This window comes from Parvibaculum sp. (assembly GCF_002684405.1).
Lineage (GTDB): Bacteria > Pseudomonadota > Alphaproteobacteria > Parvibaculales > Parvibaculaceae > Parvibaculum.
Window position 1 is genome coordinate 1 of sequence record NZ_NYVD01000053.1, and the last position, 20,659, is coordinate 20,659.

General features: G+C 62.2%; 21 protein-coding genes and 1 riboswitch. Of the genes, 8 read left to right on the forward strand and 13 right to left on the reverse strand.

The features are described from left to right. Positions 1-51 precede the first annotated feature (51 nt). Positions 52-879, reverse strand: coding sequence for a DUF1849 family protein (locus CMI59_RS04685; protein WP_293325423.1), 828 nt, complete (start codon positions 877-879; stop codon positions 52-54). Between the two features lie 93 nt (positions 880-972). On the opposite strand from CMI59_RS04685, the gene CMI59_RS04690 reads away from it, so the two are divergent. After that, on the forward strand, positions 973-1,938 hold the full coding sequence (locus tag CMI59_RS04690) for a D-glycerate dehydrogenase (RefSeq protein WP_293325425.1): 966 nt from the start codon (positions 973-975) through the stop codon (positions 1,936-1,938). A gap of 33 nt (positions 1,939-1,971) precedes the next feature. On the opposite strand, the gene CMI59_RS04695 is transcribed toward CMI59_RS04690, so the two are convergent. Further along, positions 1,972-2,511, reverse strand: a complete 540-nt coding sequence (locus CMI59_RS04695; RefSeq protein ID WP_293325427.1) for a hypothetical protein — start codon at positions 2,509-2,511, stop codon at positions 1,972-1,974. 117 nt (positions 2,512-2,628) lie between these two features. After that, a riboswitch (cobalamin riboswitch) is annotated at positions 2,629-2,830 on the reverse strand. Between the two features lie 212 nt (positions 2,831-3,042). Between CMI59_RS04695 and CMI59_RS04700 the strand changes: the two genes are divergently transcribed. Beyond that, the gene (locus CMI59_RS04700) at positions 3,043-3,759 is read left to right on the forward strand and encodes a GGDEF domain-containing protein (RefSeq protein ID WP_293325429.1); all 717 of its coding nucleotides are present in this window, start codon (positions 3,043-3,045) and stop codon (positions 3,757-3,759) included. 15 nt (positions 3,760-3,774) lie between these two features. Here the strand turns inward: CMI59_RS04700 and aguB are convergent, their stop codons facing one another. Beyond that, positions 3,775-4,647, reverse strand: coding sequence for an N-carbamoylputrescine amidase (gene aguB / locus CMI59_RS04705; protein WP_293325432.1), 873 nt, complete (start codon positions 4,645-4,647; stop codon positions 3,775-3,777). A gap of 155 nt (positions 4,648-4,802) precedes the next feature. Between aguB and CMI59_RS04710 the strand changes: the two genes are divergently transcribed. The 4 genes from CMI59_RS04710 to CMI59_RS04725 all read left to right on the forward strand — a co-directional run bounded on the left by CMI59_RS04710 (position 4,803) and on the right by CMI59_RS04725 (position 8,667). Further along, positions 4,803-5,270, forward strand: coding sequence for a RidA family protein (locus CMI59_RS04710; protein ID WP_293325434.1), 468 nt, complete (start codon positions 4,803-4,805; stop codon positions 5,268-5,270). Between the two features lie 62 nt (positions 5,271-5,332). Next, positions 5,333-6,532: a GNAT family N-acetyltransferase gene (locus CMI59_RS04715; protein ID WP_293325437.1), complete on the forward strand. Its 1,200-nt coding sequence runs from the start codon at positions 5,333-5,335 to the stop codon at positions 6,530-6,532. A gap of 3 nt (positions 6,533-6,535) precedes the next feature. Further along, a complete protein-coding gene (locus CMI59_RS04720; RefSeq protein WP_293325440.1) occupies positions 6,536-6,955 on the forward strand; it encodes an HIT family protein in 420 nt (139 codons plus the stop codon). A gap of 65 nt (positions 6,956-7,020) precedes the next feature. After that, positions 7,021-8,667: an SMP-30/gluconolactonase/LRE family protein gene (locus tag CMI59_RS04725; protein WP_293325443.1), complete on the forward strand. Its 1,647-nt coding sequence runs from the start codon at positions 7,021-7,023 to the stop codon at positions 8,665-8,667. Positions 8,668-8,807: 140 nt separating this feature from the next. Here the strand turns inward: CMI59_RS04725 and CMI59_RS04730 are convergent, their stop codons facing one another. The 4 genes from CMI59_RS04730 to clpS all read right to left on the reverse strand — a co-directional run bounded on the left by CMI59_RS04730 (position 8,808) and on the right by clpS (position 12,542). Next, positions 8,808-9,173, reverse strand: coding sequence for a VOC family protein (locus tag CMI59_RS04730; protein ID WP_293325446.1), 366 nt, complete (start codon positions 9,171-9,173; stop codon positions 8,808-8,810). Between the two features lie 48 nt (positions 9,174-9,221). Continuing rightward, positions 9,222-9,608, reverse strand: a complete 387-nt coding sequence (locus CMI59_RS04735) for a hypothetical protein (protein ID WP_293325448.1) — start codon at positions 9,606-9,608, stop codon at positions 9,222-9,224. Between the two features lie 120 nt (positions 9,609-9,728). Beyond that, positions 9,729-12,149 carry an ATP-dependent Clp protease ATP-binding subunit ClpA gene (gene clpA / locus CMI59_RS04740; RefSeq protein WP_293325450.1) on the reverse strand — a complete coding sequence of 807 codons (2,421 nt, stop codon included), beginning with the start codon at positions 12,147-12,149 and terminating at the stop codon, positions 9,729-9,731. A 60-nt stretch (positions 12,150-12,209) separates the two neighbouring features. Continuing rightward, positions 12,210-12,542, reverse strand: a complete 333-nt coding sequence (gene clpS, locus CMI59_RS04745) for an ATP-dependent Clp protease adapter ClpS (protein WP_293325452.1) — start codon at positions 12,540-12,542, stop codon at positions 12,210-12,212. Between the two features lie 647 nt (positions 12,543-13,189). Between clpS and CMI59_RS04750 the strand changes: the two genes are divergently transcribed. Then, complete coding sequence (locus tag CMI59_RS04750; RefSeq protein ID WP_293325455.1) at positions 13,190-14,824, forward strand: D-alanyl-D-alanine carboxypeptidase; 1,635 nt, start codon at positions 13,190-13,192, stop codon at positions 14,822-14,824. On the opposite strand, the gene CMI59_RS04755 is transcribed toward CMI59_RS04750, so the two are convergent. Together CMI59_RS04755 and CMI59_RS04760 are read right to left on the reverse strand one after the other, a co-directional pair. Further along, the gene (locus tag CMI59_RS04755) at positions 14,825-15,703 is read right to left on the reverse strand and encodes a division plane positioning ATPase MipZ (RefSeq protein ID WP_293325458.1); all 879 of its coding nucleotides are present in this window, start codon (positions 15,701-15,703) and stop codon (positions 14,825-14,827) included. Positions 15,704-15,841: 138 nt separating this feature from the next. Continuing rightward, positions 15,842-16,174, reverse strand: a complete 333-nt coding sequence (locus tag CMI59_RS04760) for a hypothetical protein (protein ID WP_293325461.1) — start codon at positions 16,172-16,174, stop codon at positions 15,842-15,844. A 155-nt stretch (positions 16,175-16,329) separates the two neighbouring features. On the opposite strand from CMI59_RS04760, the gene panC reads away from it, so the two are divergent. Beyond that, a complete protein-coding gene (panC, locus tag CMI59_RS04765; protein WP_293325464.1) occupies positions 16,330-17,196 on the forward strand; it encodes a pantoate--beta-alanine ligase in 867 nt (288 codons plus the stop codon). Between the two features lie 6 nt (positions 17,197-17,202). Here panC and CMI59_RS04770 read toward each other — a convergent pair whose 3' ends face one another. The 4 genes from CMI59_RS04770 to CMI59_RS04785 all read right to left on the reverse strand — a co-directional run. After that, complete coding sequence (locus CMI59_RS04770) at positions 17,203-18,060, reverse strand: phosphatase PAP2 family protein (RefSeq protein ID WP_293325467.1); 858 nt, start codon at positions 18,058-18,060, stop codon at positions 17,203-17,205. 105 nt (positions 18,061-18,165) lie between these two features. Beyond that, entirely contained in the window at positions 18,166-18,600 is a 435-nt protein-coding gene (locus tag CMI59_RS04775) for a DUF1489 domain-containing protein (protein WP_293325470.1), read from the reverse strand. 49 nt (positions 18,601-18,649) lie between these two features. Then, on the reverse strand, positions 18,650-19,543 hold the full coding sequence (locus CMI59_RS04780) for an alpha/beta hydrolase (protein WP_293325473.1): 894 nt from the start codon (positions 19,541-19,543) through the stop codon (positions 18,650-18,652). Between the two features lie 74 nt (positions 19,544-19,617). After that, a partial coding sequence (locus CMI59_RS04785) for a biotin/lipoyl-containing protein (RefSeq protein ID WP_293325475.1) occupies positions 19,618-20,659 on the reverse strand: 1,042 nt, incomplete at its 5' end.

Consider the following 20,659-nt stretch of genomic DNA (forward strand, 5'->3'; position numbering starts at 1 on the left):
AATTCGGGAAGGACGCCATCATCTCCGGACGAACGCTACCGAAAAAATAGGTCAGCAGCTCCCCGGCGAGAAATATTCCAATCCCACAAGGTGCCCGGCAAGCGACATATCCGGATAGTCGAGTTCCAGTTTCGTCACCACGCCATTGGGGAAGAGCCGAAACGCCATCTGGAATTCCGGTTCGCTGTCGCCCGGCCCGTCCTCGAAATAGGCGACCCGCATCGGCCAGGCCTTCATCCCCGTAAGCTGCTTGCCCGCTTCCGCGTTCAGGATCTTGACCCGCCGGGCTTCCTTGCCGGGCGGAACGGGCTTGCCGATGAAAGCGGTGGAAAGCGTCGCCTTCTCTTCCGCCCCGTCGAACACTTTCTGCGCGACGATCTTTTCGCCCGCCTGCGCGGCATCGATCAGCGCGATATTCGCCGAGGCAGGAAACAGAACCGCGCCGGAAAGCGGCACGGGCGGTTTGCCGTCAATGGTGATCGACGCCTCGTCCGCCGCCGGATCGCTCCTGACGCGCCCGCTCACCTTTTCCGAACGCTGGCCGTTGAAATAGGTCAGGCGTTCATAACGGAAACTCTTGCCGTCAAGCGCCTCCCAGGCGCTCAGGCGGACATCGTTGCGCGAAAGGCCTTCGTCGGAGCGCATATCGGTGACGACCCGCTGGAGCGAGGTATAGCCGTCGCAGGACGGCCCGCCCCGCCACTCCACCACCATACGTCCGGAGACGTTGGCGATATCGCTCATCGTGTCGGCCTTGAGCAGCGAAAGGTCGTAAACCGCCCGATGCATCTGCAAAGGCGCGGCCCCGGCCCCGTGACTCAGGCCCGCAAGCCCCGCCGCGACCAGGGCGGCAACGAAAAGAAAGCGTCTGACGTGCATGAATCTCAATCCCGCAAGAGCCCGGGGCCTTGCCCCGGCGCAGCCTGAGAGCCTACACCAATCATCTATGGTTTGCAGATCGCGGATGGAACAATGGCTCGCCCCACAATTCTCATCACCCGGAAATGGCCCGATCAGGCACAAGCCCGCGCCGCCGACAGCTATGAAGTCCGCCTCAACGAGGACGATCGGCTGATGACGACCGACGAGCTAGTCCGTGCCGCCCAAGGCTGCGACGCCCTCTTGCCCACGGTGACCGACAGGCTCGACGCGGCCGCCATAAACGCTCTGCCCGCCTCGATAAAAATAATCGCCACCGCCTCGGTCGGCTATGACCATATCGACATCGCCGCCGCACAAGCACGCGGCATCGCCGTCACCAACACGCCGGATGTGCTGACCGAGGCGACCGCCGAAATCGCCATCCTGCTGATGCTGGGCGCGGCGCGCGGCGCCCCCGTGGCGGAACGCATGCTGAGACAGGGCGATTGGAAGAGCTGGTCGCCCACTGGCATGCTGGGCATCGAGGTCAGCGGCAAACGCATGGCGATCCTCGGCATGGGCCGCATCGGCAAATCGGTGGCGCGCAAGGCCCGTGCCTTCGGCATGGAAATCCACTACCACAACCGCCGCGCGCTCGACCCCGGCGAGGCCGAGGGCGCGATCTTCCACGAAACGGCCGACTCGCTTTTCAAGGTCGCGGATGTCCTGTCGATCAACTGCGCCTCCACGCCCGAAACACGCGGGCTGGTGAATGCGGACCGCCTCGCCCTGCTACCGGACGATGCGGTGCTGGTGAACACCGCGCGCGGCGACATTGTGGATGACGAGACGTTGATCGCAGGATTGAAGACCGGACGACCGGCGGCGGCGGGCCTCGACGTTTTCAACAACGAACCGAATTTCCACCGGGGATATCTCGAGCTGGGCAATGTCTTCCTGTTGCCCCATCTCGGCAGCGCGACACTGAGCACCCGGACCGCCATGGCCGAACGCGCGCTCGACAATCTCGACGCCTTCTTCAAGGGAAACAGGCCGGGCGATCTCGTGACCGCCTGACGGACAGAGAGATCGACCGGCCTGTATCGAGATTTAACCCGCGGCGTGAGGCGTTCCGCGCCCGGATCCCTGTATCCCGGCATACGCCGCTATCTTTTGCAGCGCCACGAGCCCCGCCAGCGCGAGTACGTTCACAGCGAACATTTCCCGCATGATCTCGCTTGTAAAGGCACCGAAGCCCGATTGCATGGCGAGTGCCATCATATAAAGCACCGCCTCATATGCGAGAAAGGCCGCTATCAGCCCAAGCGCCGCAGAGCCGAGGCCGCCGAAGCGCGAAATGACGGATCGTGCCTGGAAGACGGTGAGCGTCGCCAACAGAGCCGCCGCACCGATCGCAGCGCCCCAAAGCAACGTGCTCGTCGCAAGAGGATAGCCGAGAAGGCCGAAACCGACGGCCTGATTGACACCCCACGCCGCACCGACAAGCAGCAATGCGTCGCGGCGGTTCATATTCAAAGCGGCGACTGTTGCCAGTGCCGCAAACGGTATCGCGCAGGTGAACACATAGCTCAGCCCCACGCTCGCCGCGCCAAGGACACCGAACAGAATCCATTGCCGGTTATCATTCATCTTTAAGTCTTCCTTTCCGCCCCACCCGGGCTCTCGTCGGGGGAATGCATGAAGGCCTGAAAGGAAAACAGATGGCACCGCCTGCCGTCAGCCTTCGGGGCACCCCGCCCGAGGAATGAACATCATCTTGATTACGGCAGGTCTCCTGGCTCACGGATCGATGCGATGGCCCGCCTTCCCGATGCGTCGGCATCAGTGGCAAATCATGGGCAATCACTCACCGCTTACAGTTGCGGGGGCAGCTCCGGCCTTGTCTTGAAAACGCACCGGATTCCCTTGTCCCGCCATGAGGCGGAACGCCGTAATGTCCCGAGAGTGGCGATCCATACGCGCGTGTCAAGGAAACAACTTCCCAGCAAGACGAACCATACCCGGCAGCAATTGCCTGCCTGCCGAAACCTTGCCGACACTTTTCCGCAGAAAACCGCGTGTTTCACCTTTGGCAAGATGCTTGCTTCCTACCGTTCAGGCTGAAATCCAGGACTGGTCCCGTGGCAAGGGTACGAGGGACCTGATTGGGGGTACACAAAGATGGCACGAACAAATCATCTGGGGGCGATGGGAAGCTATGCGGCGCCCGAAGTCGTGGCCGAAAGATCCGATTCACTGACCGCGCGCTTTCACGACATGATGTCGGCAAGCCCCTCCAGCGGCGCAGATCGCCATCTGATGGAACGCGCGCTTGCCTATGCGCGGGAAGCGGAAAACCGCATCATGGAGCTCAATGAGCGCGTCCACCGGCTGGAAGCGCTGAGCCAGACCGACGAACTGACCGGCCTTCTCAACCGGCGCGGCTTCCAGGACATCCTTCACCGCAATCTGATGAGCGCGGCGCGCTATCACGAAACCGGCGTCCTCGCCTTTATCGACCTTGACGGCTTCAAGGCGGTGAATGACGAGCACGGCCATGCGGCAGGCGATGAAGTTCTGCGCGCGGTGGGAGCCTATCTCAAGCGAAGCGTCCGCGCGACCGACTTCGCCGCGCGTCTGGGCGGCGACGAGTTCGCCCTGATCTTCGTGCGCGCCGACATCCGCCCCGCCAGAGAACGCGCCCGCGACATCGTGCGCGGCATCAACTCGCTGAAGGCTGTCTATTCGAACGTCGAGTTGCCGGTCAGGGCAAGTCTTGGCACGGCGACCTATCATGGCGAAACGGACGGTCACGACCTCATGGATCGCGCCGACCGCGCCATGTACCGCGCCAAGAAACAGCGCCCGCGCATCGTGCCCTTCACCATGCACGAGTGACGCGAAACGCCGACCTCACGGCTTTCCGTGATGCGCGGATATCGGATGATAGAGCTCCGGCCGCCTGTCGCGGAAAAGCCCCCAGCCGACGCGGCGCTTGCGTATTTCGTCCAGGTCGAATGTCGCCGTGATGACTTCCTGCTTGTCGCAGCTGGCCTCGGCCACGATCTCGCCGGTCGGACCGGCCAGGAAAGACGAGCCGTAAAACGTCAGCTCGCATTCCTCGCCGACTTCCTTCCCGATACGATTCGACGCCACCAGCGGCACGATATTCGCCGCCGCATGGCCCTGCATGACACGCTGCCAGTGATCGCGCGAGTCGATGGGCGGCGCCGGTGGCGGTTCCGAGCCGATCGCCGTGGGGTAGAAGAGCGCCTCCGCCCCCTGCACCGCCATGGAGCGGGCCGACTCCGGAAACCACTGATCCCAGCAGATCGCCGCGCCGAACCGTCCATAGGCCGTATCCCAGACCTTGAAGCCGGTATCGCCGGGCGAGAAGTAATATTTCTCCTGATAGCCCGGCCCGTCCGGAATATGGCTCTTGCGATAAAGGCCCAGCACCTCGCCATCCGCGTCGATCATCACCAGCGAATTGAAATGGGCATGATGCGCGCGCTCGAAAAAGGAAAGCGGCAGGACGACCTTCAGTTCCTTTGCCAGCTCCTGCATGCGCTTGATGAGCTCATGCTCCATCGCCTCGGCGGCAAGCTCGAAATGCTCCGGCTTCTGGTCTACGCAGAAATAGGGGGTCTCGAAAAGTTCCTGCAGGAGGATCGCCTGCGCGCCCTTTTCCGCCGCTTCCCGCACCAGCGAGACCGCGCGGTCGACATTTTCGTCCCGCGCCCATGTGCAGGCCATCTGTGTGGCCGCGAATGTAACTTCCCGCATGGCGCATCATCCTTGAATGGCATCCGTTATGATTGGAAATATAAGCTTTCGACACCGCTCTGCACAGGCGTCATCTTGGCAAACAGCCCTCGCCGGGCCGGGGCGGTTTCGCTATAAAGGCGGTCGGTGCAAACACGCGATAAAGGGAGAATGACATGGCTGGACAGATCGAGACGCGGCTCAAGGAACTCGGGATCGACCTGCCCAAGGCGTCTGCGCCCGCCGGCAGCTATGTCCCCTTCGTCATCACCGGCAATCAGGTGTTCATTTCCGGACAAGGGCCCGTCGGGCCGAACGGACTTGAATATATCGGCAAGGTCGGCGCCGACCATACCGCCGAGGAGGCAGCCAAATCGGCCCGCCTGACGGCCCTCAACGTGATCGCCCAGCTCAAGGAAGCCTGCGGCGGCGATCTCGACCGGGTGACGCGCATCGTGAAGCTGACCGGCTTCGTCAACTGCACCCCCGATTTCGACCAGCACCCCACCGTCATCAATGGTGCCTCCGACCTGCTGGTGGAAATCTTCGGGGACAAGGGCCGCCATGCCCGCTCCGCCGTGGGCATGATGAGCCTCCCCTTCCAGATGACGACCGAGATCGAGGCGGTGGTGGAGATCGCCTGATCGTGATCGACTTTGCCATAACGGGATTTTGCGTCCGCGTGCCGGTCGTTTAGATTCAGGGCATGGGTGACGCGGAACAAGCCATTATCAGAGCGGTAAACAGCCTGTCGGAAGTCGATCCGGCGGCATGGGACGCCTGCGCCAATCCGCCCGACGAGCCCTATAACCCGTTTCTGCGCCATGCCTTCCTCTCCGCGCTGGAGGAAAGCGGCTCCGCCACGCGCGCAACCGGCTGGATGCCCTACCACCTGCTGCTCGAAGACGGCGCGGGCAACATGGCCGGCGCCATGCCCATGTATCTCAAGAGCCATAGCCGGGGCGAATATGTCTTCGACTATGGCTGGGCGGACGCCTTCGAGCGCGCCGGCGGCAGCTACTATCCCAAATTGCAGGTATCCATCCCCTTCACGCCCGTGACGGGGCGGCGGCTTCTGGTGCCGCCGGGCCCGACCATGAACGCCGCCCGGGACGCGCTGATCGCAGGCGGCATCGAGATCGGCAACCGCCTCGGCACCTCGTCATTGCACATGACCTTCCTCACCGAAGAGGAATGGGACTATCTGGGCGAACGGGGCCTGCTGCAACGCACCGACCAGCAATTCCACTGGCACAATCGCGGCTATGAGGGCTTTAGCGACTTCCTGGCCGAACTGTCCTCGCGCAAGCGCAAGAACATTCGCAAGGAACGGGAGCGCGCGCTGGAAAACGGCATCGAGATCGAATGGGTGACGGGCAGCGACCTGACGGAGGACCACTGGGACGCGTTCTACATGTTCTATATGGATACGGGCGCGCGCAAATGGGGTTCGCCCTATCTCACCCGTTCCTTCTTCAGCATCGTCAATGAACGCATGCCCGAAGACATTCTGCTCATCATGGCAAAGCGCGACGACCGCTATATCGCCGGCGCGCTGAACCTGATCGGCTCCGACGCGCTCTACGGACGCAACTGGGGTGCGGTGGAGCACCACCCCTTCCTGCATTTCGAGTGCTGCTACTATCAGGCGATCGACTTCGCCATCGACAGGGGGCTGAAACGGGTCGAGGCCGGCGCGCAGGGCGAACACAAGCTCGCCCGGGGCTACGTCCCCTCGCGCACCCACAGCGCACACTGGATCGCCAATGAAAGCTTCCGAAACGCGGTCGGCGAATATCTGGAGCGCGAGCGCCAATATGTCGAGCACGACATCGAAACGCTTGGCGAATACGCCCCCTTTCGGCACGATAACGACGCAATGCAACGCGAAGAGGACGACTTCTGATCCATGGCCTATGACAAGAACAATATTTTCGCGAAAATCCTTCGTGGCGAGGCACCCTGCTTCAAGGTCTATGAAGACGACATGACCTTTGCCTTCATGGATGTCATGCCTCAGACGGAAGGCCACACGCTGGTCATCCCGAAATATGAGGCGGAAAACCTCTTCGACCTCGATGCCGATTATGCGGCCGCCATGGCGAAGACGACGAAGAAGATCGCCGCGGCGGTGAAGAAGGCCTTCGACGCGCCGGGGATCATGATTGCACAGCTTAACGGCGCACCCGCCGGGCAAACCGTGTTCCACATCCATACGCATATCATTCCGCGTGCGGAGGGGATCGACCTGAAACTTCATGCGCGCCAGATGGCCGATACGAATGTTCTGAAACAACATGCCGAACGCGTGATCGCCGCTCTCGACTGAGACCGGCTTTCGCGGGGGCTGCGGATAATAAAGAGACCGCGGTACGTGGGGGAAAGATGAAGACGATGAGAAGAACGGCATTGGCCGTCGGCGTAACGGCCATGTCGGCCCTGCTACTGGCCGCCTGCGACGAAAACAAGGATACGCCCGCCCAGCGCTATTCGCTGGAAGAAGTGACCGGCCCCTCGCCCTTTCACGGCATTCATGGGATCACCGTCGAAAAGGACGGCACCATGCTGGCGGGCAGCGTGATCGGCCGCAGCATCTACAAGATCGATCCGGAAACGGGCGCCACCTCCGTCTATGAAGGCCCGCCCAAAGGCATGGCGGACGATCTGGAACAGGGCCCGGACGGCACGCTCGCCTGGACCGCCTTCATCGACGGCAAGATCTACGCCCGCAAACCCGACGGCACAGTAACGATGCTCGCCAAAGGCCTGCCCGGCATCAACTCCATCGCCTGGACCGATGACGGACGCCTTTTCGCAACGCAGGTCTTTCTGGGCGACGCGCTGTACGAGATCGACCCCACCGGCAAGAAACCAGCGCGCAAGATCATGGAAGGCATGGGCGGCCTGAACGGTTTCGATTTCGGACCGGACGGAAAACTTTATGGACCGCTCTGGGACAAGGGCGAGATCGCCCGTGTCGACGTGGACAAGGCCACGCTCGATGTCGTCGCCACCGGCTTCGGCATTCCCGCCGCAGCCAATTTCAGCCCGGATGGAACACTCTACGCCGTCGATACGCAGCGCGGCGAAGTCGTGCGCGTCGATCCCGCGGGCGGATCGAAAGAGGTCGTGGCGAAAGTGAAACCGTCCATCGACAACCTCGCCTTCGACAATGGCGGCAATCTCTTCATCACCAATATGGCGGACAATGCCGTCATCGCGGTGGATACCAGGTCGGGGAAATCCCGGACCGTCGTTTCCGGGCCGCTGGCCCTCGCAGGCGGCATCGCGCGCGCCAATGAAAGCGGCGAGGATGTGCTCTATATCGCCGACGGATTCGCCTTCCGGAAACTTCACCTCGCCAGCGGACGGATGGAGGAAATCGCCCGGATGTGGAGCGGCAATATCGACTACCCGCTCAATGTCGCCGTCGCCAACGGCCATGTCACCGTGGCCGGGCTCACCTCCGGCGCCGTGCAGGTCTTCGATCAGGAAGCCGGTAAATCCATTGCTCTTATGCACGGGTTCATCACGCCGAGTTCCGCCATTGCCATGACGGATGGCCGTATCGTCGTCGCCGAATATGCCAAGGGCCGCCTTCTCATGGTGGATCCGGAACATTCCGACGCACGCACCGAGATCGTCACCGGCCTCGAAGGCCCCGAAAACATGATGGCAACGGGCGACGGCTCCATCTATGTGAGCGAGACCGAAGGCGGCGTCATTTCGCGCATCGACCCTGAAACCGGGAAGCGAACCGTACTGGTCGCCGATCTCGATGCCCCCGAAGGCTTCGACATCGCACCGGACGGCAAACTCATCATTGCCGAGGTCGGGGCGAAACGCATCGTCGCCGTCGATCCGGAAAGCGGTACCAAAGAGGTTTTGCGTGACGACCTGCCCATCGGCCTCAAAGGTCCCGCTGAAGTGCCGTCATCCTATGTTCCGACCGGCGTCTCGGTGGGGCCAGATGGCGACATCTATTTCTCGTCCGATATCGACGCCCGGATCTTCCGCCTGAAGGAGACCGGCGCGAGCTGACGGTCAGGGAGGAGACGAAGACGATCCGGCTTGCCGCCTGTCTTTGCCTCCTCACCCTCCCCGCTTTCACCGCCGCGCCCGGACAATGAAAAACCCCGGCAGTCGCCTGCCGGGGTTCGATATCGCGAAAAGCGAAAGCCTTAGCCCATCTTGAAGACGCAGATCTTGTTGCCGTCCGGGTCGCGGAAATAGGCGCCATAGAAGGTCGGCATCCGCTCGCCCGGCGCACCCTCGTCCGGCGCGCCCAGTTCCATCGCCTTGGCGTGTATCTTGTCGACCGACTCGCGGTCGGGCATGGCCAGCGCCACCATATTGCCGTTGCCGGGCTTGGCTTCCTGCTGGTCGTAAGGCACGAACACCCCCAGCATGGGCCCCTGACCGGTACCCCAGAAGGTATAGCGATCGCTCTCCATGAGCTCCTTCGCACCCATCTCGGCCATCAGCGGCTCGTAAAACGCCTTGGACCGCGCGCGGTCGTTCGTGCCTACCGTTACATATCCGATCATCGGAAATCTCTCCCTGGAGGTCTGTTCTTGTTTACGGCTGCGAGGACATTACGGGGCGAAGCTGGACCTCGCCTTTACTCCCCAATGTCCGTCCTGAAGGGTCACGACATAAATCGAGTCGTAATGCCCTATGACGCTGCCATCGGCACGATAACGCACAAAACGCGTATCGAAATGCACTTTGTCGTGACCGGCATGAATAACCTCGCGCCGCTCCCAGCCGGAGCGCGCCCAGTCCACGCCGAGCCCCTTTTCGAACATGTCGCGGGGATGCCAGCCGGGTTTGTCGATGATAACGAGCTCGCCCGAGGCGATGCGCACGCTCGGATAGTTGAGCGTCGCCTCCCACGCCTCCACATCGCCGGCATTGAAGGCAGCCATGAAGTCGGTGAGACATTTCATGGCACCCGCGATGCTTTCCTCGAATTCACTCAATCTTTCCTCCCCCTTTTCGGTCCAGTATTTCGGTTTCCGCTCTGCGGTCGCCAGACTATGAAAAAGGCCGCCGGAGAGAAATCTCCTCGGCGGCCTTTCCATATTTCCCGCTAGGCGCGATCACTCGGTGAGCAGCGGAACCTTCGGCACGCTGCCGCCGCCGGAATCGCCCGATCCCGTATCGCTCGGACCGGAATCGCCGGACCTGCCGCCGCCCTTCTTCTGGCCGGGCTTGCGCTTGGGTGCGCTGGCCTTGGACGGGGTTTCCTCGATATCGAAGGACAGCTCGTCCTTCTCGGCATCGACCCCGACCTTGACGTGGCCGCCCTTGATGAGCCGCCCGAAGAGAACCTCGTCCGCCAGCGGCTTCTTGATGCTCTCCTGGATGACGCGGGCAAGCGGCCTTGCGCCCATCTGCTCGTCATAGCCACGATTGGCCAGCCATTTGTTGGCTTCGGGCATCAGCTCGATGGTGACGTTGCGGTCGGCAAGCTGCGCCTCGAGCTGCATGACGAACTTTTCGACGACCTGCGCGATGACGGCTTCCGGCAGCTGGCCGAAGGGGATCACCGCATCGAGACGGTTGCGGAACTCCGGCGTGAAGAGACGCTTGATCGCATCCTCGTCCTCGCCTTCCCGCTTGGCCCGCCCGAAGCCGATGGCGTTCTTGGCGGCTTCCGACGCGCCCGCATTGGTGGTCATGATGAGCACCACATTGCGGAAGTCGATCTTCTTGCCGTTATGGTCGGTCAGCTTCCCGTGATCCATCACCTGCAACAGGATGTTGAAGAGATCGGGATGCGCCTTCTCGATTTCGTCGAGCAGCAGCACGCAATGCGGATGCTGATCCACGCCATCGGTCAGGAGACCGCCCTGGTCGAAACCGACATAGCCGGGCGGCGCGCCGATGAGACGCGACACGGTATGCCGCTCCATATATTCCGACATGTCGAAGCGCAGCATCTCCACACCCATGATGGATGCAAGCTGGCGCGCCACCTCGGTTTTGCCAACGCCGGTGGGACCGGAGAAGAGATAGGAGCCGATGGGCTTCTCGCCGTCGCGCAGGCCCGCGCGAGCAAGCTTGATCGAAGCGGCCAGCGCATCGATGGCATTATCCTGCCCGAACACCACGCGCTTCAGCTCGGTATCGAGATCGCGCAGCTTCTCCGTATCGTTCTTCGACACGGATTTCGGCGGAATGCGCGCCATGGTCGAAATCACGGCCTCGATCTCGTTCACGCCGATGGTCTTCTTGCGGCGCGATTCCGGCAGCAGCATCTGCGAGGCACCCGCCTCGTCGATCACGTCGATCGCTTTGTCGGGCAGCTTGCGGTCATGCATGTATTTGGACGACAGCTCCACCGCCGTCTTGATGGCGTCGTTGGTGTAGCGGATCTTGTGGAAGGTCTCGAAATAGGGCTTGAGACCTTTCAGGATCTTGATCGAGTCCGCCACGCTCGGTTCCGCCACATCGATCTTCTGGAAGCGGCGGACAAGCGCCCGGTCCTTCTCGAAGTGCTGGCGGTATTCCTTATAGGTTGTGGACCCGATGCAGCGCAGCGTGCCGCTGGCAAGCGCCGGCTTCAACAGGTTCGAGGCATCCATCGCCCCGCCACTCGTCGCGCCTGCGCCGATGACGGTGTGGATTTCGTCGATGAACATCACCGCGCCCGGATAGGCCTCGATCTCCTTGATGACCGCCTTGATGCGCTCCTCGAAATCGCCGCGATAGCGCGTACCCGCCAGCAGCGTGCCCATGTCGAGCGAGAAGATGGTCGCGTCCTTCAGCACATCCGGCACATCGCCCTCGGCAATGCGCTTGGCAAGGCCTTCCGCGATCGCCGTCTTGCCGACGCCCGGATCGCCCACGAAGAGCGGATTGTTCTTCGACCGGCGGCAAAGGATCTGGATGGTGCGCTCGACCTCGCGCTCGCGGCCGATCAGCGGATCGACCTTACCGGCCTTTGCCTTCTCGTTGAGGTTCACGCAATAGGCGTCCAGCGCCTCGGTCGAGGAGCGTTCCTTGCCGTTACGCTGGCGTTCGCCCTCCTCCGCCTGCTCGCCCGCGCCCGTCACGGGGCGGGTTTCGTTCATGTCGGCGCGCTTGGCGATGCCGTGGCTGATGTAATTCACGGCGTCGTAGCGCGTCATGTCCTGCTCCTGCAGGAAATAGGCGGCATGGCTCTCGCGCTCGGCGAACATGGCGACAAGCACATTGGCGCCGGTTACCTCTTCGCGCCCCGACGACTGCACATGAATGACCGCGCGCTGGATGACGCGTTGGAAACCCGCCGTCGGTTTGGCGTCGTCGCCATCCTCGATCACCAGGCTGGAAAGTTCGTTATCGACGTAATTGGTGAGCTGCTGGCGGATGAGGTCGACATCGACATTGCAGGCGCGCATGACAGCGGCTGCGTCCTGATCGTCCACCAACGCCAGCAGGAGATGCTCCAGCGTCGCATATTCGTGACTGCGATCATTCGCCAGGGCGAGCGCTCGGTGAAGGCCATCTTCGAGACTACGAGAAAATGTCGGCACTTTTAGACCTTCCCTTCTGCTGAGGCGCCTCCCGGACGCTCAACGCTACATGCAAAAACGCTACTCTCTCTCCATCGTGCATTGCAACGGATGCTGATGCTGCCGCGCGAAGTCCATCACTTGCGTCACTTTCGTCTCGGCCACCTCATAGGTGTAGAGACCGCAGACGCCCACCCCGTGCTGATGCACATGGAGCATGATCTTCATGGCCTCTTCAGGCCCCTTGTTGAAAAACCGCTCCAGAATATGAACGACGAACTCCATGGGAGTGTAATCGTCATTCAACAGTAAAACTTTGTAGAGCGAGGGTTTTTTGGTTTTGGGCTTCGTGCGGGTAACGACGCCCGTTCCGGCATCCCCGTCATCATCGTCCGGCCTGTTATCGTCAGACATTCTCTCGCCTGACGCTTTTTCGTAGGACATTGCCCTTACCCGCGCCCTTACCTGCCAGTCACTCACCGCCGGCTGCATCAGTTTGCTCCTTAACCGGCCGACCCCGTAAATGTTGCGGGATACTCGACGCTTGCGCAAAGCACCCCGACAACCGGTTCCTGGTTCCTATTACATAGGCGAACGCCGGGAAATTCAAAGGCCGATTGGCTTTATCCCCAGCAAATCAGCCCGGAACGGTGCGGCGCAAGCCCCGGGCGGCGCGATTTACCGCTTGCGCGGAAGATCCTTTCCCCATGAAACGGGAATCCCTCCCCCGGGACGCTATGGGAAAGGTTTTCATTTTTCCTTTACATGCCTCCCCGGCGGCTCTTACCCGCGACACCCGCCTTCTTGAGGATTTACGGTAAATAGCGAAGGAAAAGGCTGCTCGAATCTGCCGGTTAAGAAAAGAGTAACCAAGTTAACCATCGGGTAACATTTCGCCCTTACCCTTGGAACAAGCCTGTAAGTGCCGAAGAATCTGGGATTATCCGGCATCGGATACCGCGCGGGGCTTTCCTCGCCTGTGTTTCTTCGGCTACAGTATTCAGGGGAAGTAACGAGGGGCGACCCATAGGGGGGCGGCTCTCGAGTCGGGGTCATGGGTCATGCGCGTATCAGCGAGCGAAGCACCGGAGTCCGAAGCTGAGAAGCTCGGCGCGAACGAAACGATTCGGCGCCGCTTGCTGCCTAATATTGCCCTGTCCCTTCTTATCCTCTGCGCGATCGCCCTCTCGGGCACCTACGCCGGCACCGCGCAGGCGGCCCCCAAGCAATCCGCCATCGTGATCGACGCCTTCAGCGGCAAGGTGCTCTATTCGAGCCATGCCGATGCGAAGCGCTACCCTGCCTCGCTGACCAAGATCATGACGCTCTACATCCTCTTCGAGAAAATGAAGAAGGGCGATATCGAGCTGAACGACCGCGTCGTCTTCTCCCGGCATGCCGCCGGCATGGCGCCATCCAGGCTGGGCATCAAGCCGGGTCGCAGCATTTCGGTGGAATCCGCCATCCTCGCCCTCGTCACCAAATCGGCGAACGATGTGGCCGCCGCCGTAGGCGAAAAGATCGCAGGCACGGAGTATGAGTTCGCCAAGCTGATGACCAAGACGGCGCATCGGCTCGGCATGAAGAACACCACCTACAAAAATGCTTCCGGTCTGCCCAACCGCTACCAGCGGACGACGGCGCGCGACCAGGCAACCCTCGCCAAGCGCATGCGCCTCGATTTCCCGCAATATTATCACTTCTTCAGCCGGAAATATTTCGCCTATAACGGCCGCCGCTACAAGAACCACAACAACCTGCTGACCAAGTACCATTATCGCGGCACGACGGGCATCAAGACCGGCTACACGCGCGCTTCGGGCTTCAACCTGACGGCCACGATCGAGCGCGACGATCGCTATGTCATCGCCGTGGTGATGGGCGGCAAGACCTCCAAGGCCCGCGACCGGCGCATGATGGGCCTTCTGGACCGCTTTGTGCCGCGCGCCGTCGCGTGGGCGGACGGGAACACCCGCCTCGCCTCTGCCATGGTCAAGAACATCCCTCAGCCGATTGCCCGCCCGGTGAACCTTGTCAGCAACGAGGACCGTATGCAGCTTGCCTCGCTGCTTGAAGAAGACGACAGCGCGGATCCGGATGAGGAGACCTACGCAGACAATACCATCCTCCCGCTACCCGACCCGGAACTCGCATCCGCACAGACCGAGAAGGATAGTGGCGAGAAATCGCTCGAGGACGTCAAATCCTTCGCCGTGGCCGCCTATCGCAAGGCCAAGGGCCCTGTCGCCAAGGCCGGCGAAAGCCTGGGCAGCATGCTCGTGACCCCCGCCCATGCCAGCACCGGCGAGCAGCCCCGCGCACCGGTCGTCAAGCAGACGGCGGGCGTTATCGCTGCGGAACAGAACTGGCAAGCGGGCGCGCCACTCATCCCGGAAGGCACCTGGGTCATCCAGATCGGCGCCTATTCCAACCAGTCGGATGCCGTGCAAAGCATTCGCCGCGCCATTCGCGCCGCGCCGGACCAGCTCGACGCCGCCGTACCTGTGACGATCCCCGTGCGCACGGCGGACAACCGCACGCTTTACCGCTCGCGCTTCGGTGGTTTCGACGGTGAGAAATCGGCCAGCACGGCCTGCGGACGCCTTTCGCGTCAGAACATTTCCTGCGTTGCCATTCCGCCGTCCAACTGGTCGCTGCCCGCGGGCATAAGGACGGCGCGCAACGACCGCGGCTGATCAGCCCGAGGCCGCAGCGGCGCGCATATTCTCCGACGAACCGCCATCCCCTTTTTCTCCGATCGGCAATTCGAGCATATCGAACAGAGCCCTGATCTCCGCGCGCGCGGCGACATGGCTCATCGACAGCTGCTGGTCCACCCCGCCATCGCGCAGGTCCAGCAAGGTCAGGCCGGAGGGAAACATCTCACGGAAGATCACACGCTCGCCGAACCCCGGCGCAAGGCGAAACCCGATACGCTCGGTAAGCGTTTCGAGCACGGCTTCCACGCGGCGTTTGTTCTTGGCATCGACATGCGACAGGCGGTTTCGCATCACCACCCAGTCGATCTGACCACCATCCTTCATCGCGCGCCGCTTGCGGCTTTCCCAGACCATTTCACTGTAAACGCTCGGCCCCTTGAGCTGATAGGTCTGCGGATCCACGCGTCCCAACAGGTCGAAATCGACGAAACTGTCATTCATCGGCGTGATCAGCGTGTCGGCGACGGCATGGCCTGCGCGCGACAGGTAGTTATCCGTACCCGGAGAATCGATGACGATAAAATCGCATGCACTTGCCAGCTCCCCGAAAGCCGCGTCGAAAGCCGCCTGTTCTTCCGCCTGCGCGTCGGCCACGGTGGCCGCCTTGGAGCGGTCGATCACGCGATGATCCGGCATGGCAAGCTTCACGCCATTGGCATCGCACCAGGCCTTGCGGTTTTCCACATAACGGGTAAGCGAGCGTTGGCGGCTGTCGAGGTCGATGGACCCGACGCGCATGCCTTCATGAAGCAGACTCGCAATGACATGCATGGCGGTGGTGGTCTTGCCCGACCCGCCCTTCTCATTGCCTAGAACAATGACATGGGCGGCATTCCGCCCTTCGCTCTGGCTCATTCGCCCCCGCAAACGCCACATAAATGGGAATCGATTACCGGAGTTTGCGAGCGCCGGGCACCGCTCGTCAACTTGTTGCGGAGCGGGACGCCCAAGCCCGTGCGCTTCCGTTCGGAAACGGCACAAACACGTGGTTTTCTATTTGGGATGACCGGGGATATAGCGCCCGTCCGCATCGTGATGCCCCGGCACATAGCCTTGCGACTTCTCGCCCGGTGCAAGCGGCGGCAAAGGTGGCCCCTCTTCATACCGGCCGCGGACATAACCGCCATATTTGCTCGGATGCCCTGGAATGTAATTCTTGCGCGGCTTCACTTCCGGTGCCGTCGAGGGTTTGGTTTCCGGCATCGGATAGTTTGGCGAGGCAGCCGATCCGGGCTTCCCGCCCGACATCAGATCGACCGCACGGGCCGGCACCGCCGGAAGGGCGAGCGAGACAAGAACGGCAAGACTGGTCGCGATTTTGGACATAGCCAATATGTAGTCCGTTTTTACCCGATTGGAAGCGGCCCAACGGTCGCATGCCGGATATGCCTTATCCTGCGCCCAAGGCCCAACGCCATTGAACGAAGCGCGGGGCCTGCCTATTGTCCGGCAGAACTCACAGCCTTTCGGGGAACACGAATATGGCGCTCGACACGAACAGCTACGCCCTGCCCGTCGCCCGCTCGATAGAAGACCTTCGCGCCGCGGTTGCCGGTTGGGTCATGAAGGGCGAGACGGTCGCGCTCGTCCCGACCATGGGGGCGCTCCATGCAGGCCATCTGTCGCTGGTGGATCTCGCCCGCGAAAAGGCCGACCATGTCGTCGTGTCGATCTTCGTGAACCCGACCCAATTCGCACCGCATGAGGACCTCGACGCCTATCCCCGTCAGGAAGCAGCGGACGCGAACGCGCTGGCCGACAAGGCCTCGCTCATTTTCGCGCCCACGGCGCAGGAAATGTATCCGGAGGGCTTTTCCACCACGGTCAGCGTTTTTGGCGTCTCCGAACCGCTGGAAGGCAGCTTCCGTCCCACCCATTTCGCAGGCGTCGCCACGATCGTCTCCAAGCTGCTGCTGGCCGCGCTGCCCGACATCGCCATTTTCGGCGAGAAGGACTGGCAGCAGCTCATGGTCATCCGCCGCATGGTGCGCGATCTCAATATTCCGGTGGAAATCCTCGGCGGCCCCATCATGCGCGAGGCGGACGGCCTCGCCATGTCCTCGCGCAACGTCTATCTCTCGCCGGAAGAACGCAGGATTGCGGGCGAACTGAACGTCATCCTGCGTGAGACGGCAAAAATGGCCGCCGGCGGCACGCCCGTTTCACAGGCGGTAAAGGAAGGCGGAGAGCGCATTCTCGCCGCCGGCTTCGACACGCTGGACTATCTGGAAATCCGTCACGCCGCGTCGCTGGCCCCCTTCGAGGACGACAAGGCGCATGGCGATGCGCGCATCCTCGTCGCCGCCAAAATCGGCCGCACACGCCTGATCGACAATATGCCGGTATAAGCCGCCTCAGTAGCGTCCGGGCGACCGCGCATCCGCAAGCCAGCCGCGGGCGACGAAAAGCTCATAGAGCGCCGCACAAACGGCAAAGACGAAGAAGCCGGGCAGGATCACGTCGCTGAGGAAATGATCGCCCTGTATGACGCGCACCATGCCCACCGCAAAGCCCGCGACCATGGAAAGAGCGAACAGGCTGCGCCGCAAGGGCGGAAATGCCAGGAAGGCAAAGGCGAACAGGTAATAGCCCATCGCCGCATGGCCGGAGACGAAGGAGCAATTCTTCACGCACTGGTTGGAAATGACCCAGACCGGCGTGAACTGATCCGCGCCGCCGAACTCCACGATCTGATGCGGCCGTGCCCGGCCCCATTCGTTCTTGAAGATCGTATTGACCACAAGGCCCGGCCCCAGCGCCATGCAAAGCGCAAGATAGACAAGCTTCGCCGTCGACACGCTATGGGCGATCCCCTTGATGAAGCCCCAGACTTCCCGCCAGACACCCTTGACCGCACGCAATGCGCCCGCGCCCATGCGGAAGATGAGCGAGGCATCCACCGCCGCCCCGACGCGGCGCTCGATCCGCCGCGACGCGGCCCCGGCGGGCGACGCCGCATAGCGCGACCGCAGACGCGGCACCCAGGCCACGATGAGCCGGACCAGAAGGCTGCCCAGCAGGAAGATGGAAAGCCAGCGCGTGACGAAATGGATGCCCTCATAAACGAAGCGCATCGGCGCCGCGTCACGCCAGAAAAAGCCGCTTTCAGGCGAATAGAAGAGGCCCGACACCCAGATATCCACATCCGGGAACATCAGGAAGAAGAGCGACACGAGGACGAACCAGCGGATGGGATTTTTATAGCGCTGCATGGGCTTTGAAGGCGGGCGTTAAATCAGCGCGCAATATGGCACAGGGCGGTTAAGCGAACCATTCGGGAATGGCGATTTCCGCCGGAAATGCACTCAGAAATACGCTCAGAGAAGCCCCAGCTCCTCCAGCTCGCGGCGCATCTCCTCCGGCATTTCCTCCACATCCCCGCCCGTGGCGGCGTCCCGGGGCGCATCGGCGGCTTCCAGATAGCGCCAGCCCTGAAACGGGCGCTTCTCGCGGCGCTGGGTCAGCACGATCTCCGGGTCGAGGACGAGGCGGCAGCGCCGGGTTCCCTCCCCGTCCACAAAGGGCTCGATATCAAGAAGCGTCTGCCGGCAGCGGATGACGCCCTTCATCACCCAATAGAGCGAGCCGCCATCCAGCAGCTCGTCGGCCCGCTTGGGCACCATGCGCGTCACATGGGCGAGAACGGGGTCCTCGCCACGTGCCTTCTTGTCGGCGAGCCGCGCCGCCTGCCAGCCGCGCAGATCGTCCACGTCTTCGGCGCCGACGCATAGTTTCAAGAGGTGAAGGGTCATGGCGCCCGATTATGCCTTTCGGCGCGAAAGCCGCAACCGAGGACATGGTTCAAAGATGCGTCTTGAACCACTCTCTCTGCACCGGTGCGGACATCTTGAAGTTGTCCCCGGTATAGGCCTCAAAATGCTTGCAGGGGATCGACAGAAACTTCTTCGGTTCCAGCGCCTCCTCATAGGCCTTCGCCGTGAGGTCGTAGGGCGTCAGATGATCTCCCGTCGCCGCGATGAGCAGCAAGGGCGTCGGCGAGATGCGTGGAACATAGACGCCCGGCTCATATTCCGTGAAAAGCTCGACGGAATGCATCGTCACGTCGTTTTCCCATTTGCTCTCATTCGACTTTGCGAACTCGGTAAAGAACTCATAGGTATCCGGCGTCGGCAATACGGCGGGTTCTCCTTCGGGCGCGGCCACCGGCATGCGCGCGCCCGGCTCGCCACGCATACGCGCCGCCCTGTCCGCCTCGAAACCGGCGCGCAGCATCGCCCAGTGATCGCCACGGATAAGCCGGCGCGCGGACTCCAGTCCGGCCACCAGAGGCACCTGCGAGACGACGCATTTGACGCGCCGGTCGATCGCGCCGACGACCAGCACATGCGCGCCGGAATAGCTCGACCCCCAGATGCCGATGCGATCCGCATCGACCTCGTCCATGGATTGCGCATGGGTGATCGCATCGCGATAGCCGTCGATCTGCTGGCGCGGATCGATATGTCCGCGCGGCGAGCCATCGCTATCGCCCAGATTGCGGTGATCGTAGACGAGCGTGGAAATCCCCTCCTCCGCGAAGAACTCAGCGAAATCGCCGAGATACATTTCCTTCACGGCGGAAAAGCCATGCGCCATCACGACGGTGGGCGCAGGGCCCTTCGTTCCTTTGCCCTGGTAGAACCAGCCTCGAAGTGTCACGCCGTCTTCGGTCTTGAATTCGATATCGCGCCGCATTGTTTTCTCCCTCCCGGTTTTTCTTAAACCTCAACATGGAGAGAGCGTCCTGTCACCCGTCTTTTCGGGCGGGTCTATTCTTCCTCGAAGGTGACAAGCACCGCGCCGCCATCCACCTGATCGCCCTCGCCCGCATTGACCGAGGCGACCACGCCGTCAGACGCGGCGGAAAGCGTCTGCTCCATCTTCATGGCTTCCAGCACGACAAGCGCGGAACCCTTCTTCACACGGTCGCCGGGCTTTACCGCCACCTGAATGACCTTGCCCGGCATGGGCGCCGTCACCGCGCCGGTACCACCCTCCGCCGCATCGTCAGCCTCCAGCGCGTCATGCGGATCGAAACCGTAGGATGCACCTTCATGGACCAGGACAAAGCCTTTCGCCTGCGCGACGAACCCGGCGCGGAGACGGCGCGTGCCGACTGTCGCCAGCAAGGCACCATCCGCCGAAAGCGTGCCGGACGCGACAAGCGCCTCCCCGCCCTCGGGCTGAATACGCCAACCCTCACCCGAGGGCTCCACGCCCACCATCAGCGTATCGCCGTCGCATTCGAGCCTCAGCACCTCGCGGCGATGGCCGCCCAGCACGAAGGCATCATTCGCCGCCCAGGGCGAATGAGGTTCCGCGGTTTCGAGCTGCTGCGCGCACTGCCGCTCATCCCGCGCCAGCAAATGCCCAAGCGCTGCCAGCGCGATTACCTCGGCGGGCGCCGGGCCCTTCGGCACGAGCTCCTCGATATGACGGTCGATGAAGCCGGTATCGAGATGCGCCGCGCGGAAGGCTTCCGACGACATGACGCGCTCCAGAAAGCGCAGATTCGTTTTGGGGCCCGCAACCTCCATCTGTCTCAGGAAGTTCGCAAGCGCGCCGATGGCCTGATGACGGTCTGCCCCATGCGCGATGATCTTGCCGATCATCGGATCGTAGAACATCGTTACTTCGTCGCCTTTGCGCACGCCCATGTCGGTGCGGATCTCGGGCCGGTTCTGCGGCATGCGCAGCCGAACGAGATGGCCCGTGGAGGGAAAGAAACTCTTGGCCGGGTCTTCGGCATAAAGACGGGCCTCGACGGCATGCCCTTCAAGCGGAATTTCGTCCTGCGTCAGCGGCAGGGGT

Bases quoted from the DNA above. Each gene is read 5' to 3' on its own strand.
- CMI59_RS04685 (WP_293325423.1), bottom strand. From the start codon at position 879: ATGCACGTCAGACGCTTTCTTTTCGTTGCCGCCCTGGTCGCGGCGGGG.
- CMI59_RS04690 (WP_293325425.1), top strand. From the start codon at position 973: ATGGCTCGCCCCACAATTCTCATCACCCGGAAATGGCCCGATCAGGCA.
- CMI59_RS04695 (WP_293325427.1), bottom strand. From the start codon at position 2,511: ATGAATGATAACCGGCAATGGATTCTGTTCGGTGTCCTTGGCGCGGCG.
- CMI59_RS04700 (WP_293325429.1), top strand. From the start codon at position 3,043: ATGGCACGAACAAATCATCTGGGGGCGATGGGAAGCTATGCGGCGCCC.
- aguB (WP_293325432.1), bottom strand. From the start codon at position 4,647: ATGCGGGAAGTTACATTCGCGGCCACACAGATGGCCTGCACATGGGCG.
- CMI59_RS04710 (WP_293325434.1), top strand. From the start codon at position 4,803: ATGGCTGGACAGATCGAGACGCGGCTCAAGGAACTCGGGATCGACCTG.
- CMI59_RS04715 (WP_293325437.1), top strand. From the start codon at position 5,333: ATGGGTGACGCGGAACAAGCCATTATCAGAGCGGTAAACAGCCTGTCG.
- CMI59_RS04720 (WP_293325440.1), top strand. From the start codon at position 6,536: ATGGCCTATGACAAGAACAATATTTTCGCGAAAATCCTTCGTGGCGAG.
- CMI59_RS04725 (WP_293325443.1), top strand. From the start codon at position 7,021: ATGAGAAGAACGGCATTGGCCGTCGGCGTAACGGCCATGTCGGCCCTG.
- CMI59_RS04730 (WP_293325446.1), bottom strand. From the start codon at position 9,173: ATGATCGGATATGTAACGGTAGGCACGAACGACCGCGCGCGGTCCAAG.
- clpS (WP_293325452.1), bottom strand. From the start codon at position 12,542: ATGTCTGACGATAACAGGCCGGACGATGATGACGGGGATGCCGGAACG.
- CMI59_RS04750 (WP_293325455.1), top strand. From the start codon at position 13,190: ATGCGCGTATCAGCGAGCGAAGCACCGGAGTCCGAAGCTGAGAAGCTC.
- CMI59_RS04755 (WP_293325458.1), bottom strand. From the start codon at position 15,703: ATGAGCCAGAGCGAAGGGCGGAATGCCGCCCATGTCATTGTTCTAGGC.
- CMI59_RS04760 (WP_293325461.1), bottom strand. From the start codon at position 16,174: ATGTCCAAAATCGCGACCAGTCTTGCCGTTCTTGTCTCGCTCGCCCTT.
- panC (WP_293325464.1), top strand. From the start codon at position 16,330: ATGGCGCTCGACACGAACAGCTACGCCCTGCCCGTCGCCCGCTCGATA.
- CMI59_RS04770 (WP_293325467.1), bottom strand. From the start codon at position 18,060: ATGCAGCGCTATAAAAATCCCATCCGCTGGTTCGTCCTCGTGTCGCTC.
- CMI59_RS04775 (WP_293325470.1), bottom strand. From the start codon at position 18,600: ATGACCCTTCACCTCTTGAAACTATGCGTCGGCGCCGAAGACGTGGAC.
- CMI59_RS04780 (WP_293325473.1), bottom strand. From the start codon at position 19,543: ATGCGGCGCGATATCGAATTCAAGACCGAAGACGGCGTGACACTTCGA.